General features: G+C 37.3%; 13 protein-coding genes. 6 read left to right on the top strand and 7 right to left on the bottom strand.

The window, feature by feature from the left end:
• Window positions 1-375: 375 nt before the first annotated feature.
• Together psaC and AC012T_RS17060 are read right to left on the bottom strand one after the other, a co-directional pair.
• On the bottom strand, window positions 376-621 hold the full coding sequence (psaC, locus tag AC012T_RS17065) for a photosystem I iron-sulfur center protein PsaC (protein ID WP_015215228.1): 246 nt from the start codon (window positions 619-621) through the stop codon (window positions 376-378).
• A 516-nt stretch (window positions 622-1,137) separates the two neighbouring features.
• The gene (locus AC012T_RS17060) at window positions 1,138-2,136 is read right to left on the bottom strand and encodes an IS630 family transposase (RefSeq protein ID WP_487059958.1); all 999 of its coding nucleotides are present in this window, start codon (window positions 2,134-2,136) and stop codon (window positions 1,138-1,140) included.
• A 250-nt stretch (window positions 2,137-2,386) separates the two neighbouring features.
• Here AC012T_RS17060 and AC012T_RS17055 point away from each other — a divergent pair, with 250 nt between their 5' ends.
• The 3 genes from AC012T_RS17055 to chrA all read left to right on the top strand — a co-directional run bounded on the left by AC012T_RS17055 (window position 2,387) and on the right by chrA (window position 5,072).
• Window positions 2,387-3,439 carry a glycerophosphodiester phosphodiesterase gene (locus AC012T_RS17055; RefSeq protein ID WP_487059957.1) on the top strand — a complete coding sequence of 351 codons (1,053 nt, stop codon included), beginning with the start codon at window positions 2,387-2,389 and terminating at the stop codon, window positions 3,437-3,439.
• 140 nt (window positions 3,440-3,579) lie between these two features.
• Window positions 3,580-3,813, top strand: coding sequence for a hypothetical protein (locus tag AC012T_RS17050; protein ID WP_487059956.1), 234 nt, complete (start codon window positions 3,580-3,582; stop codon window positions 3,811-3,813).
• 68 nt (window positions 3,814-3,881) lie between these two features.
• Complete coding sequence (gene chrA / locus AC012T_RS17045; protein ID WP_487059955.1) at window positions 3,882-5,072, top strand: chromate efflux transporter; 1,191 nt, start codon at window positions 3,882-3,884, stop codon at window positions 5,070-5,072.
• A 30-nt stretch (window positions 5,073-5,102) separates the two neighbouring features.
• Here the strand turns inward: chrA and AC012T_RS17040 are convergent, their stop codons facing one another.
• Window positions 5,103-5,399, bottom strand: coding sequence for a hypothetical protein (locus tag AC012T_RS17040; RefSeq protein ID WP_487059954.1), 297 nt, complete (start codon window positions 5,397-5,399; stop codon window positions 5,103-5,105).
• 338 nt (window positions 5,400-5,737) lie between these two features.
• On the opposite strand from AC012T_RS17040, the gene AC012T_RS17035 reads away from it, so the two are divergent.
• Window positions 5,738-6,988, top strand: a complete 1,251-nt coding sequence (locus AC012T_RS17035; protein WP_487059953.1) for a hypothetical protein — start codon at window positions 5,738-5,740, stop codon at window positions 6,986-6,988.
• A 307-nt stretch (window positions 6,989-7,295) separates the two neighbouring features.
• Here AC012T_RS17035 and AC012T_RS17030 read toward each other — a convergent pair whose 3' ends face one another.
• Both AC012T_RS17030 and AC012T_RS17025 read right to left on the bottom strand, forming a co-directional pair.
• Window positions 7,296-7,730, bottom strand: a complete 435-nt coding sequence (locus AC012T_RS17030) for a hypothetical protein (RefSeq protein ID WP_487059952.1) — start codon at window positions 7,728-7,730, stop codon at window positions 7,296-7,298.
• Window positions 7,731-7,930: 200 nt separating this feature from the next.
• Complete coding sequence (locus AC012T_RS17025; protein ID WP_487059951.1) at window positions 7,931-9,388, bottom strand: MFS transporter; 1,458 nt, start codon at window positions 9,386-9,388, stop codon at window positions 7,931-7,933.
• 73 nt (window positions 9,389-9,461) lie between these two features.
• On the opposite strand from AC012T_RS17025, the gene AC012T_RS17020 reads away from it, so the two are divergent.
• Window positions 9,462-9,980, top strand: coding sequence for a phosphoribosyltransferase (locus tag AC012T_RS17020; protein WP_487059950.1), 519 nt, complete (start codon window positions 9,462-9,464; stop codon window positions 9,978-9,980).
• Between the two features lie 44 nt (window positions 9,981-10,024).
• Here the strand turns inward: AC012T_RS17020 and AC012T_RS17015 are convergent, their stop codons facing one another.
• Complete coding sequence (locus AC012T_RS17015) at window positions 10,025-10,942, bottom strand: AEC family transporter (RefSeq protein WP_487059949.1); 918 nt, start codon at window positions 10,940-10,942, stop codon at window positions 10,025-10,027.
• Window positions 10,943-11,046: 104 nt separating this feature from the next.
• Between AC012T_RS17015 and AC012T_RS17010 the strand changes: the two genes are divergently transcribed.
• On the top strand, window positions 11,047-11,844 hold the full coding sequence (locus tag AC012T_RS17010) for a M15 family metallopeptidase (RefSeq protein ID WP_487059948.1): 798 nt from the start codon (window positions 11,047-11,049) through the stop codon (window positions 11,842-11,844).
• Window positions 11,845-11,970: 126 nt separating this feature from the next.
• On the opposite strand, the gene mrdA is transcribed toward AC012T_RS17010, so the two are convergent.
• The gene (gene mrdA, locus AC012T_RS17005; RefSeq protein WP_487066640.1) at window positions 11,971-13,788 is read right to left on the bottom strand and encodes a penicillin-binding protein 2; all 1,818 of its coding nucleotides are present in this window, start codon (window positions 13,786-13,788) and stop codon (window positions 11,971-11,973) included.
• Between the last annotated feature and the right edge of the window lie 196 nt (window positions 13,789-13,984).

Genomic DNA, 13,984 nt, shown 5'->3' with positions numbered 1-13,984 from the left:
AAGAAGGTCTAATGCCTTAGCAATGGGTTTAAATATCTCACTATCGGCTAAACAACTATTTGCTGTTCATTGAAATTTCAAAAATGATACTTGCCATCACAGAATGGTTATTTTAGCAAATAAAAAATAAAAAGGAGCAACTTGCTCCCATTACCACTAGGTTGTGTTATGGATTTTGGAATTTTACTCTAAAAAAACAGCTTTGTCGGGCAGAAATCTCCACCCCAAAGCTTAAAGACATTTGCTATGCAGATAATTGAAAAAAATTAGGGTGCTGAGTGCTGAGGGAAGAATCAAGAATGCTTTTAGGTGATTTGCTTCTTGTTTCTCCCTTGCTCAGTCCTCAGCACTAAATTACTGAGTTTTTTAAAATCCTCAGTATGCTAAACCCATACTGCGAGTTGTTTCAGCGCCTAGATAAACCCGGATGCTCAAAAAGTCGGTGGGGCAAGCAGTTTCGCAACGCTTGCAGCCTACGCAGTCTTCTGTGCGGGGTGAAGAGGCGATTTGAGAGGCTTTACAGCCATCCCAAGGAACCATCTCTAGTACGTCTGTGGGACAAGCGCGGACGCATTGGGTGCAGCCGATGCAGGTATCGTAGATTTTTACGGTATGAGACATGGAAAAAACTGCTCCTTTCGAGTGTTCTTCTCTGCGAAGGAATCTTAATCAAGGCATAGTTTACCGCAGGGCTTGATAGCCTGTAAGTAAAAGGCTACATAACTTTAAACATTGTAATAAGCTCTCTGAACAATTTATTTGTCAAAATCGCTCCTATTCAGCTTTAATCAGCAACATGGCTATCAAGTGTTTACCCGAATGACTCAATTCTCTAAACCGCTGATTGTAAAGATGTGTAAATTTGAAGTCCGGCTTTTGGGGTTATCTATAGTACCTATCAGTTAGCAGCTAGTCTAGGCTAAACTTTTGACTGGTTGTGACGAAATGTTAACTATTTAGCTACACTTTATAGCTATGTGATGATGGTAACTTGTCGTTTCTGTTCAAGACAAGTAGATTTACATTAATATCTATATTAGTACAATAAGACAAGAAAATATTTAGCGTGCGGAGGTATATATCTAGCGGGCAAGATGCCCGCACCACAAGAGGTCTATTATTCAAGTTTGTAAGTAGTTAGACAAAATTAATTACATAGTTTTCTCCAAATTCTCTCAGAATTTGTTCAACGGATGCAACAAAAGTTTTCCAATCTTTGTAAGCATCTATAGGAATCCATTCATACTTAATAAATCGCCACAAAATTTCAATTAAATTCAAATGAGGGGAATAAGTAGGCAATTCAAAAATAGTAATATTGCGCTCTTTCCATTCTTCAATTTTGTCAAAAATAGCATCACTAGTATGAATAGATGCTTGATCTACAACAATAAATGTTGGCTTATTTACTGTAACAAAAAAAGTATCAATACAAGCAATAACTACATCAGAGTTAATGGTTTGATATGAAACATAAGATTTAAGTTCATTTCGTTTATTCATGATTCCTAATACATTTAACCGCCGACTACGACAACTCAAAATATTTAATTGTTCCCCGATATCTTGCCACGCATAAGGGACAGAAGGAATTAGACAAAATCCCGATTCATCTAAATAATATAAATCAATTTCTCCCTTTTTATCCAATAGTTCTAATTCTTCTAATTGCGCCCTTTTTTCTTGATATACTTGAGTTTCAGGCTTTCCTCCTACCGCTCTACGCATTCGATGCCAACTCATTTTTAATCTTTTTAATATTCTTTTAACTGTTTTTTTACTGGTTTGAATTCCCAATTCTTCTTCGATTTTTTGAACAACTTGTTTTAATTGCCTTGGATTGTCTTTTGCTAATTCTTTAATTTTTTGTTCTTGTTCAGCATTGAATTTTGATTTAGCTCCCCTCCCTGATTTATTATATAATCCCACCATGCTTTCTGATTCCCATCTCTCAAACCAATTATAAATAGTTTTGTAACTTACTTGAAAAATTTTTATCAGTTCCTCTATTTTTACTCCTTGATGTGCTAGGATTAGACAATGCGCTCTTTGACGTACTTGATGATGTCGACTTTGACGATAAATCCGCTCTAATAATTTAGCGGATAGAGGGTTTATTTCTCGAATAAATATCATTTTATTAAATATTAGAATACGCTCATTATATCTGAATATTTTATGTTAATTATTTGTGTAATTAATTCTGTCCATGTACTTATCTAAATTTAACAGGACTTACGCAACTGGCATATTGGTAAGGTGCGTCAGATATCAACAATCTGTTTATTTGCAAGATTTATGCAGTCTGACGCACCCTACAACAGATTTTTAGTGTGACACTTGCGTAAGTCCTATTTAAATGAAATCCGCTGTAACTATTAAGAATATGGCTAAAACATTCACAAACCAAAATCCTATTATCATTGCTCACCGGGGTGCAAGTGGCTACCGTCCTGAACACACTTTAGCCGCTTATGAATTAGCAATTGATTTAGGTGCTGACTATATTGAACCAGATTTAGTGATTACTAAAGATGGTATTTTGATTGCTCGTCATGAAAATGAAATTTCTGAAACTACTGATGTTGCTATTCATGCAGAATTTACTCACCTCAAAACTACTAAAATAATTGATGGTGAAGTTAAAATAGGTTGGTTTACAGAAGATTTTACTTTAGCAGAATTAAAGACATTAACAGCTAAGGAACGTATTCCTCAAATTCGTCCTCAAAACATAGCATATAATGGAATTTTTACGATTCCTACTCTAAATGAAATTATTGATTTAGCAAAACGTAAAAGTTTAGAAATAGGTCGAATGATTGGAATTTACCCTGAAACGAAACATCCAACTTACTTTAAATCAATTGGTTTACCATTAGAAGATAAGTTACTCGCAACTTTACACAAAATTGATTTACCCGTATTTATTCAATCATTTGAAGTTAGTAATCTGCAAGAATTATCTAAAACAACGGATTTACCTTTAGTACAATTAATTAATGATTCTGGCAAACCTTATGATTTTGTAGTTAATAGTGATCGTCGCACATATCAACATTTAGTAAATCCCACAGAGTTGATAGAAATTGCTAAATATGCACAAGCAATAGGAGTCAATAAAAATTTAGTAGTTCCCAAAGATAGCAATAGTAAATTACTATCTCCGACATCCTTAGTTAGTGATGCACATCAAACTGGTTTACAAGTTCATGCTTGGACATTCCGCAATGAAAATTTGTTCTTACCTTTAGATGTTCAAGGAAATCCCCAAGATGAATATCAACTATTTTTTGACTTAGGTATAGATGGTGTTTTCAGTGACTTTACAGATACTGCTGTCTCTGCTAGAAATTTCCCTAGAGAACTCCACAAAAAGAAATTCCCGATGTCATTCTGTTCGCGCAGCGTGCCGGAGGCATTACGAAACAAAGTGTAGTGTTCGCGCAGCGTGCCGTAGGCTTTAGAATCCTCCGAGATGCTTCGTTTCGCTTTGCTACACTCAGCATGACAAAACAGGATCATTTATTTTGTGGCTTACTCTTAGTGCTACTTAGACACATTGTCTGATAGCGTAGCGTGGCGCAAGCCATATCAGGATATCCAGGATTAAAGGATGAACAGGATGAAAACAGGAATTTTATCACCAATTACCCATTACAAGTGGAATCGCAATTCTTCGTAGGTTGGGTTGTTCGCGTTAGCGTTGCGGAGCAATGGAACAAAACCCAACATCAATCAACTATAATTAACTGTAAAAATAATTCTACATCATCAACATCCGCCTCAATTATTGATGAATTGGTGAATTAGATATTAGGTTTTATGACATTTGATTTTTATATTATACAATCAAGCTGCACAATAATTAACTCAAAAAAATGAATAATGTGCAGCTAAGTCGTTTGAGTGAAGTCGCTAAACTCTTTTTTAAACTAGGTGTGATTGGTTTTGGTGGGCCAGTTGCCCATATTGCCATGATTGAAGATGAGGTAGTTAAGCGTCGTCAGTGGCTGAAACAGGAGCATTTTCTGGATTTGTTGGGTGCAACTAACTTAATACCCGGCCCCAATTCTACAGAAATGGCAATTCATATTGGATACATTTATGCAGGATGGCTAGGGCTAATTGTAGCTGGTGTTTGTTTTATTTTACCTGCGGTTTTAATTACAGGTATATTTGCTTGGGTTTATGTCAATTATGGAACTTTACCGCAAGTTTCACCTTTACTTTATGGAATTAAACCTGCTGTTTTAGCCGTTATCTTTAATGCCCTTTGGCGTTTAGCAAAAAAGGCAGTAAAATCGCGTCAGTTACTATTAATTGCCGTCGCTGTTGGGGTGGTGACTTTAGTTGCAAAAGTCAGTGAAGTGATTGCACTTTTATTAGGTGGATTATTGGGGATGGTTTGGTTAAATCGTGGTAATCAAAATAATCCACCAGGAAATCAGACTAACTTGTTAATTGCAGGTTTAACTATTAGTGTAACTTCGCAAGTAATATCAGTAAATGCTGTATCTGTGCCTTTGTGGCAATTAGGTTGGTTTTTCTTGAAGGTTGGTAGTGTGTTATTTGGTGGGGGATATTTACTGGTAGCTTTTTTACAAGGTGGATTAGTTGAAGAATATGGTTGGTTGACACAACAGCAGTTACTAGATGCGATCGCAATTGGTCAATTTACTCCTGGCCCAGTCCTGTCTACTGCAACCTTTATCGGTTATGTTATCGCTGGTATGCCTGGTGCAGTTGTCGCTACTTTGGGAATTTTTCTCCCTTCATTTGTCTTTGTTGCTGCCTTAAATCCCCTGATTCCCCGCTTACGTGCCTCATCTTGGACAAGGGCTTTTTTAGATGCTGTCAATGTGAGTGCTGTAGCACTGATGGTAGTAACTACGCTGCAATTGGGAGTCGCAACGTTAACTTTATCACAATTCCCTTATGTAGATTTGTTCGGTTTAGCGATCGCACTCACTTCTGCAATTTTAGCCATTCGCTACAGTATCAATGCCGCTTGGCTGGTTTTGGGTGGGAGTTTAATCGGTTGGTTTGCTTCAGTTTTGGGCTATATTTAATAACTAAACACCGAGTTTAAAGATTTAACCTTAACTTGCCAACTGTGATAAATCTACTTGCTGAGTTTTGGCTAATTCAAAATACTCCCAATTTGTAAAGGGCATTGGATCACAATTTTTATTAGTCATAATTGAGTCTATAAATTCTTGAGCTTCTTCAATAGCAAACTCTTCTTTAAACCAACATCTCATAGAAGTTTTTGAATAGTCTAGTTTGCTACCACTTGGGCTATAGCAAATCACTTCAAATCTGTTTCTAGCAAAAAATTGATATATCTCAATTTTCCATTCTTTATAATTGATCGTTTTCATCAAATATTTATTCATGAATTAATTTTACCTTGATTAAATTGATTGTTTAACCTGAAATCAAGACCAAACAAGAGAAAGCGGCATATTAATGGTTCTTATACTTGTCATAATAAAATATTATTTAGCTTTACATTAGAAATATATACATATCTTAATATAGTTGTCATACTTTGTTACATTATTCAGCAAGATGAAATTACAGGTATTAAAAAACACAATTTACATATCAATGTATCTTGATTAAGTTTTGTATTAAATTATGCCAATAAACCAAAGTGGTTGGTGAAGTAGTTGAAGTGCATCAATTTTAGGTTATCTTCAATAAATAATTATCACCAAGTTAGAAAAACAAAATGTTTGCCAAAATACGCCGTTCGTTGGGTCAATTATTTAGTAAATCAAGGACAGTCAATAATGAACCTTTAAATAAAGTCAGCTTGATTGTCATTATCTTGATTGATATTTTTATCTTAGTTAATGTTTTCACAGGACTTAATGATATTAGTGGATGGCATCTTAGTCCTAATCAAGCTTATCCATGTTATTCCGAATGGGACAATTACCAGACAAAAAATAACAAAGATAAAGACTATCAAATGATTGATTTGGCATTACCAGATTACTCTAACAATCAAATCAATAGACAAATATATCAACAAGCGGAAGAAGGTCATCTGGGCAAAGTTTCTCCCATATGCTTGCAGTATGCTGATTATAAAGATAAAATTAAAAATCCCCAAAACCTGCAAACTATAAAAACTATTCAACAGCAACAGAACAAAGTTAGTAACCTTGAGCAAAGTAATAAAAACATTCGCGCTCAATATGACTCAACGCTTTTAGAAAAAATTGCAGGTCAGTCTAGCGATAAATCAATTAATCAAGTCAGTGCTGAAAAAGCTAAACAGACATTAGATCAAAACAAAATTCAAATTTCTACAATTATCAAGGAAATTTCTCAACTTAAAAATGAGCTACTTACCAAGCCAGAAAGTACTAATTTTCTAGCCTTTATTAAAAATGAAAATACATTTAGAGAATTAGAAACAGGCTATAAAAAAGCATCATTTTGGTATCCCAGCATCCAACTTACTTTTCAAGCTTTATTTCTGCTGCCGTTAATTTTTATAGCTTTGTTAGTTCATAATATTTCTCAAAGTAAAGGATATGGACTCATTGCGCTAATTAGTTGGCATTTGTTGGTTATCTTTTTGATTCCGCTAATTCTGAAAATTTTTGAATTTCTGCAAGTCGGTGCAATATTTAAGTTTATCTTTGATATTGTTGGCACACTGTTGGGAGGCTTGCTATTTTTAATCAGTTATGTTTACATCTTGATAGTTCCGCTGGTTGGTTTTGGCATTATCAAATTTTTTCAGAGAATTGTTTTTAATCCTAAATTCCAAGCAGTTAGCAGAGTACAGAAATCACGTTGCATTAATTGCGCTAAAACAATTCGGCATAATGATATTTATTGCCCACACTGCGGTTATGATCAATTTGTTGAATGCGAGAATTGTCATGAGCTTACTTATAAAGCTTTACCGTATTGTAAACATTGTGGAACTGTGCAAAGTGCTAGTGGACAAGTCCAAAAAAGATAAAAATATTGTGGAAATCGCTAAGTCTTTCACAGTTTATACCAAATTGAGATGAAGTTGTAGAGAATATAGCGGTATGCATTGAATAAGATATATCATAGCCCTCTCATCGCTTGCGGGTGGGGTTCTTGTATCTCACTCAACCGAGAACCGCTATAAGATGTCAAGAATAATTGATCGCAGATAAACGCAGATAAAGACGGATAATTCAATTAATGTCATTATTCTGTGCAGCCTCACATCAAACTAGTATAAAATGTGAAAAAATAGCAAAAAAAGCCTCTATATTTAGTTATAGAGGTTTTTTGATTTACTCACTCTTAACTTCTAATTCCTCACTAGATGGAAAATCTAACTTATCAATTGTTAAAGCTGCTTCTCTAATTAAACTTGCTTTTGCACGACTTTCTAGTATTTCTTGATAATATTCTTCAGGTGTTAACCCGTAATCTCTTTTAACGTAGGCAATTTTATCTTTAATGCAATCCTCAATCATTGATTTAACATCAGCAAGATAGTAATCTTCATTGAATGATTGAACATGTATTCTATCAGTTATGGAAGGAACTGCAAGTCTTTTTAGACCTCTTGCCTCTTTTAATACCCGACTACCTATTAAATTATCATGCATATCAAAAAAATTAAAGGTTGTTTTGCCTTTTGTATTCCTTTTTAAGGCAGGTTTAAATCCTATAAAGATATCAACTGATGGGAACACTTGGGTTAAAAATGCAAAATTATCCATTGTCGATTTGTGTTGGTTTCTTTAATTATCTAAGAGGTTGTCTGAAAACTTTTTCGTGTGGGATGTGACACCCGCAGATCCTCCAAAATCTCCCTAAAAGAAGGGGGACTTTGATCACTTTATTTCCCCCTTTATAAAGGGTTATTAGGAGGAATCTCGATAAAATCTGATACTTATGCAAACATCCTCTAAATAGCTTATCAGCTTTCTTCCATCTTCTCTCTTCTTTCTTGCAACTTCAACATGATTTCTGCGTGCATTTCGCGGGTAATGGGATAGAAAAAAGTCAAAATTAAGCCAATAATTAAACAAATTGTAGGTATAGGCCCAACTGCAATACGGATTGCTAAGAGTGCTGAATCAGGTTGTATGGGTAATGCATTTTGTCCAGCTACAACTTCTTTAAATCCAGCTGCTTGTAAAGCATTACCGACTATAAATAGCCCAAAAGCTAAACCAAATTTTTGTAATAAAACCATAAATCCATAGAAAATTCCTTCCCGTCGTTGTCCGGTTTGCAATTCGTCTAACTCAATGACATCGGGAATCATTGACCAAGGAATTAGATAAGCTGTAGAAACGCCAACACCTGCCATAATAGCCATGAGATACATCAATCCAATTTGATTAGATTGCAAGAAAAATAGCCCAGCAGCGGCGATAATCCATACGCTCATTCCCATAAAATAAACAAGTTTTTTACCAATTTTTTTACTTAAATAACTCCAGACAAATAACATTAATAAAGCGGTTGCTTGTACTGCAATCATGACGGTGGGAACGTCTGAATTTTTTAGCCCCATACAGTAGATGACGAAGTAGGGAATAATACTGGCTGTGATTTGTACACCTAACCAAGAAAAAAGATAGATAGCGATTACAAACAGAAAAGGTTTGTTAGTGAAGACAATTTTTAGCTGTTCGATGAAGGGAATTTCTGGTGGTTCCTCAAGTTGGATACGTTTGGCTTCAAAAGCCATAATGCGATCGCGTGTGCCAAAAACACACCAATACAAGGCTAAAACCGAAATTACAGTACAAATAGCTGCTAAAACTAGATATTGCTGTTGAGGATCTGCAATCTGAGAAAAAACAATTTGCGCTAGAATCAGCGATAAAATACTGCCACCAATAGAAAAAGTAAACCGAAAGCTATTCAGGCTAGTACGTTCATCATAATCTTGAGATAATTCTGGAGTCATTGCCGTGTAAGGCAAATTAACAACAGTGAAAAATGCTTGTGATACGACTCCAATGCCTACATAATACCAAAACAATGGCCAAATATTACTGCTAGGTTCAGCACTAAATTGCGGTACAATCCACTGTAGGAAAAAGAAAATTCCAAAGGGGATTGCACCATATAACATCCAAGGTAAACGACGACCCCAGCGACGAGATTTAGTTTTATCAGTCAGCCATCCCACTACCGGATCGTTGACAGCATCCCAAATTTTACCAATCATTAAAATGCTGCCTGCTAAACCTGCGGGAATACCAGCGACGTTGGTAAAGAATACAAGTAGAAAGAATATAGCAATATTGGAAGTAATTGCTGGGCCTAAATCACCAGCACCATAAGCCAGTTTAGTTTTAAGATCTAATTTTTCACTAGTCGATTTTTTTTGGAAATCACCATCACCAGTAGAATCATTCATAATAACTTGCGCTCATATTAAGATAATTTGAGTTTGCTTTCAGTACTAACTAAAAATCACTTTCCGGCGTTTTATGTCAGACCTGTACGTTTCTTGGTCAGATTATCATCACAAAATTGAACAATTGGCTGTCAACATTTATCAATCAGGTTGGCAATTTAACCAGATTGTTTGTCTTGCTAGAGGGGGACTACGAGTGGGAGATATTCTTTCTAGAATATACAATCAACCTCTGGCGATTTTAGCTACTTCATCTTACAGCGGTGCTGGTAAACAAGAAAGAGGAGGTTTAATTGTTTCTAGTCACTTGACGATGACTAGTGATAAATTAGGTTCTCGGATTCTCCTAGTAGATGATTTAGTAGATTCTGGAGTTACCATCCAGCAAACTGTACCTTGGTTAAAAAAACATAGTGAGTTTCCACTTGAGGAAATTCGCTCTGCTGTAATTTGGTATAAAGCCTGTTCAGTTATTGCACCAGACTACTACGTTGATTATCTACCTGATAACCCCTGGATTCATCAACCTTTTGAAAAGTATGAACTGATTAACCCCGCTGAACTGCTGGAAAAAGTGAGCCAACCTTGTTGAAGTGCGGGGATAAGGGAGTATTTATCTTTCTTCTGTCACCTTTCCTAAAACAGCCACAGCCAAACCGGGAGAGTAACTAGTAATACTAGAGTCCCCATTGCTAAAGCAGTTACCGCCAAATCACGATCTAAATTAAAGGTTTCGGCTATTACCAGTGTGGCAAAAGCTGGAGGCATGGCCATTTGTAAGACTATGACCTGTGCTGCGTCACCAGTGACACCAAAAAGTGGTAAGGTACTGCCTAAAATTAGAGGAACTAACAGCATTTTGATGACTATACTACTTCCTGCTGGTTTTAGTTTGTGCCAAGAGTTCAATCGTGAAAGTCTCATGCCAATTAAAATTAAGGATGAGGCTACAGCACACCAAGCTAATTTATCTAGGCCAATTTCTACTACATTGGAAATTGCCACTTGACGAAATAACAACCCAAATCCAAAACTCCAAAGGGCAGGATTGATTAAAATTGCTTTAGCCATCTGCCCATGATTTTGGACTGTGTTGCCAAAATGGGCTGCTAGTAAGACACCCAAGCCATAAGCTCCGAACAGTGACCCCAATAAATCGTAGAATAATGCCCAGGCGAAGTATTCTTTGCCGACCATTGCTAAGGTGATGGGAAAGCCTAGATAACCTGTGTTACCCACCATAGCCGCTAGAATTAAACTACCTTGGGTTGATGGTTGAGGAATAGATTTTGTCAAATAGGCTTGACCTTTGATCCCTAACCAAGCTAAAAATGCCCCTAGTAAGATTGCTAAGTTAGCGATCGCAGGTGCAATCCAAATCTGGCCTGATAGGTCTGTCTGACGCAAAAAAGCAATAATGCTGATGGGTACTCCAACCCAGAAAAGAAATTGACCCAAATAGTTAGGAAATATGGCAGGTAATTTGCGTCCTAACATAACTCCTACTAGTACTAATCCTACTAACTTGACGTATAGTTCTAAGAGATTTATCAAGATTTTACTTAAAAATAGGGATGTAAAATAATACTTATTGTGCCTATTTTTTCTAGTCTAGAATTTTTAGTAATTAATTATTGAACACAAACAGGAGCGGACACTTGAATAAGGCTGGTTTTTCTGAAAAACCGCAAAACTCATCGGCGGTCCCTGGGGATGATATTCCAGCAGCTTTACGCGACACTCCTGATCCAGGGTCTAAGCTACGCTTGCAACCGCTAGTTTTGGTTATTGGAGGAGTGGCAGGATTTGTGTTGTTGGCTGTAATTAGTGGCTTCTTGTTTTCCGTTATAGTACCCCCCAAAAAAACAGTAGATTCTCAACCAGTAGAAGCTAATTCTGTATCTACACCGACCAATACCCCAGCTACTAATAACGATACTGTTTTGGGACATTTGGTATATGCTGAAGCCCCAGAGTCAGAACTATTGGCAATTACCGCTGATGGAAGGATAAAGATGCGACGAGCAGCAGCCCAAAAGTTTTCGGCAATGGTACAAGTGGCAAGAAATGCGGGTGTAATTTTAACACCAATTTCTGGTTTTCGTTCAGTCAAAGACCAAGAGCAGTTATTTTTTGCTGTAGGGGCCCAGCGCAATCAGACACCTGCCCAAAGAGCCGCTCTCAGCGCTCCTCCTGGTCATAGTGAACATCACACAGGATATGCAGTGGATATAGGAGATGGAGCAGTACCAGCGACTAATCTCCAAGCTAATTTTGAAAATACCAAAGCTTTTGGGTGGCTACAAGCTAATGCGGCTCGATTTAGTTTTGAGCTATCTTTTCCCAAGGATAATTCCCAAGGGGTGAGTTATGAACCGTGGCATTGGCGTTTTGTGGGCGATCGCAATAGTTTAGAAACATTCTATAAAGCTAGAAATCTCAAACCGTTGAAGTGATTAGGGATTGGGGATTGGTGATGGGTAATTGGTAATTGGTAATTGGTAATTGGTAATTGGTAATTGCTAAACTTTCCCCTGCACCCTGCTCCCCTTCGACTACGCTTAGGGCAAGCCTACCTCCTATTACCTATCACCTATCACGGGTTTTTGATATTTCCCTGGATATTTACGAGCATAATATTCTTCCATGATTTCTAAAATCATTGGTGCAGCTACACTACCACCACCACCACCAGAATGTTCAGCAAAAGCCACAATCAAAAGTTCTGGTTTATCAGCAGGTGCATAAGCGCCAAACCAAGCATGATTCTCCTTCACTCCACGGTTCCAAGCTTCCGCTGTACCACTCTTACCAGCTACTGGGGGAATAGTGGGTTTATTTAAAACTTTACCTGTACCTTCAGATATCACCTTCCGCAATCCCTCGCGTAAAACTTTAATGGTACTTGGCTTCATATTTAAAGATTTGCGCCATTTTTGTGCTTCCCCATTGTCTTTGAGCAAATGTGGCTGTACTCGATAACCACCATTAGCAGGAACAGCAAACATCACAGCGACTTGTAGAGGTGATGTTTGTAAAGCACCTTGACCAATAGACATATTAATAGAATCGCCTACAGTCCAAGGCATTTTCCAAGTTTTGCGTTTCCAGTTTTCATCAGGAACCAAACCTTTGGCTTCTTCTGTAGAGAACTCAAAGCCAGTTTTTTCACCAAAGCCATATTTGCGAGTCCATTCAATCAATTTAGGACCCCCTACGCCTTTACCAATTTGATAAAAGAAAGTATCACTACTCCACTGCATTGCCCCGACAAAACCCAATGGACCAAATCCTGCATGGTTCCACTCCCCAAACCTTGTTCCACCAATAGTTAAAGAACCATAGGTTTGTAGCACTGTGCTGGGAGAGAATTTACCTGATTCTAGTCCAGCAGTGGTAGTAACAATTTTAAAGGTACTCGCCGGTGGAAAAGCACTTAAAGCACGATTGACCAAAGGATGCTCCTCACCTTGGACGCTTTTCCAGTCTTTTTCGGAGAGTTTTTGTTTAGAAAAAATATTGGGGTCGAAGGTAGGATGAGATACCATTCCTAAGACTTCACCATTGTTGGGGTTAAGTGCCACAATTGCCCCATTGCGTTTACCTAAAGCTTTTTCGGCAGTTTTTTGTAGTTCTACATCTATAGTCAAGTGTAAATCAGTACCTGCTTTTGCCTGTTTTTCTCCCAATACCCGCAGCGGTCTACCCGCACCATCCACCTCTACTTGTTGTCCACCCCATTCCCCCCGCAGTGTTTTCTCATAGGCTTTTTCCACACCCATTTGACCAATTACATCTCCTAGACGGTAGCCTTCAGTTTTCCTTTTTTTTAGCTGTTCGGCTGTCAATTCACGGGTATAGCCTAGTATATGAGCTAATTGAATACCTTGTGGGTAATAACGCACAGCTTCTGTATTGATTTCTACATCTATGAGTTCGGTTTCATATTCTTTCAAGGCTGTAACTTGAGCTTCATTTACGTCACGAGCAACGCGAATCAGAGAAGAAGAATTAGCCCCTGCTTCTTCTAGTTTTTTTTCCATTTCCTCTTGAGGGATATCGAGGATTTTGGATAGACGCGGCCCCACAACTGACCAGGAGGGTTTGGTATGTGCCATTGGCCACAAATACACAGAGCGAGGATAGCGAGTAGTAGCTAACAGTTTGCCATTTCTATCAAAAATATTGCCTCGTTCTGGTTGTTTAGGAATGACCCGAATCCGGTTAGATTCTGCCCTTTGCCGGAGTTTTGGCCCTTCAATAATCTGCAAATAAGCTAAACGAGCGCCGATTCCAGATGTCATCAATAACGTAAATAGTATTAAAAATACTGATTGGGAACCACGTCCAACGGTACGTGTATTTTTTTGATTACTGAGTAGTGGTGGTAATATAGCCATAAAATTAAAAGTAGGCATGAAATTAATATTATCAATGCTTTGCAGCTGCTACCCGGCATTTAGGATAAAACAATGGCAAGTATATTTCTCATTAGAGTGTTGTTGCCAGATACAATAAACCAAAGTGTTAATTGTAGTCTATATTAGTAGCCTACATTACTTAACCAAGTTTAGTCAGATCATGGCATTCTACTAA

This window comes from Anabaena sp. EIM26, assembly GCF_057568715.1.
The sequence above is the reverse complement of the archived record's forward strand: the minus strand, read 5'-3'. Positions and strand labels throughout refer to the sequence as shown.

Coding starts and splice junctions, on each gene's coding strand:
- psaC (WP_015215228.1), bottom strand. CDS start 621: ATGTCTCATACCGTAAAAATCTACGATACCTGCATCGGCTGCACCCAA.
- AC012T_RS17060 (WP_487059958.1), bottom strand. CDS start 2,136: ATGATATTTATTCGAGAAATAAACCCTCTATCCGCTAAATTATTAGAG.
- AC012T_RS17055 (WP_487059957.1), top strand. CDS start 2,387: ATGGCTAAAACATTCACAAACCAAAATCCTATTATCATTGCTCACCGG.
- chrA (WP_487059955.1), top strand. CDS start 3,882: ATGAATAATGTGCAGCTAAGTCGTTTGAGTGAAGTCGCTAAACTCTTT.
- AC012T_RS17040 (WP_487059954.1), bottom strand. CDS start 5,399: ATGAATAAATATTTGATGAAAACGATCAATTATAAAGAATGGAAAATT.
- AC012T_RS17035 (WP_487059953.1), top strand. CDS start 5,738: ATGTTTGCCAAAATACGCCGTTCGTTGGGTCAATTATTTAGTAAATCA.
- AC012T_RS17030 (WP_487059952.1), bottom strand. CDS start 7,730: ATGGATAATTTTGCATTTTTAACCCAAGTGTTCCCATCAGTTGATATC.
- AC012T_RS17025 (WP_487059951.1), bottom strand. CDS start 9,388: ATGAATGATTCTACTGGTGATGGTGATTTCCAAAAAAAATCGACTAGT.
- AC012T_RS17020 (WP_487059950.1), top strand. CDS start 9,462: ATGTCAGACCTGTACGTTTCTTGGTCAGATTATCATCACAAAATTGAA.
- mrdA (WP_487066640.1), bottom strand. CDS start 13,788: ATGGCTATATTACCACCACTACTCAGTAATCAAAAAAATACACGTACC.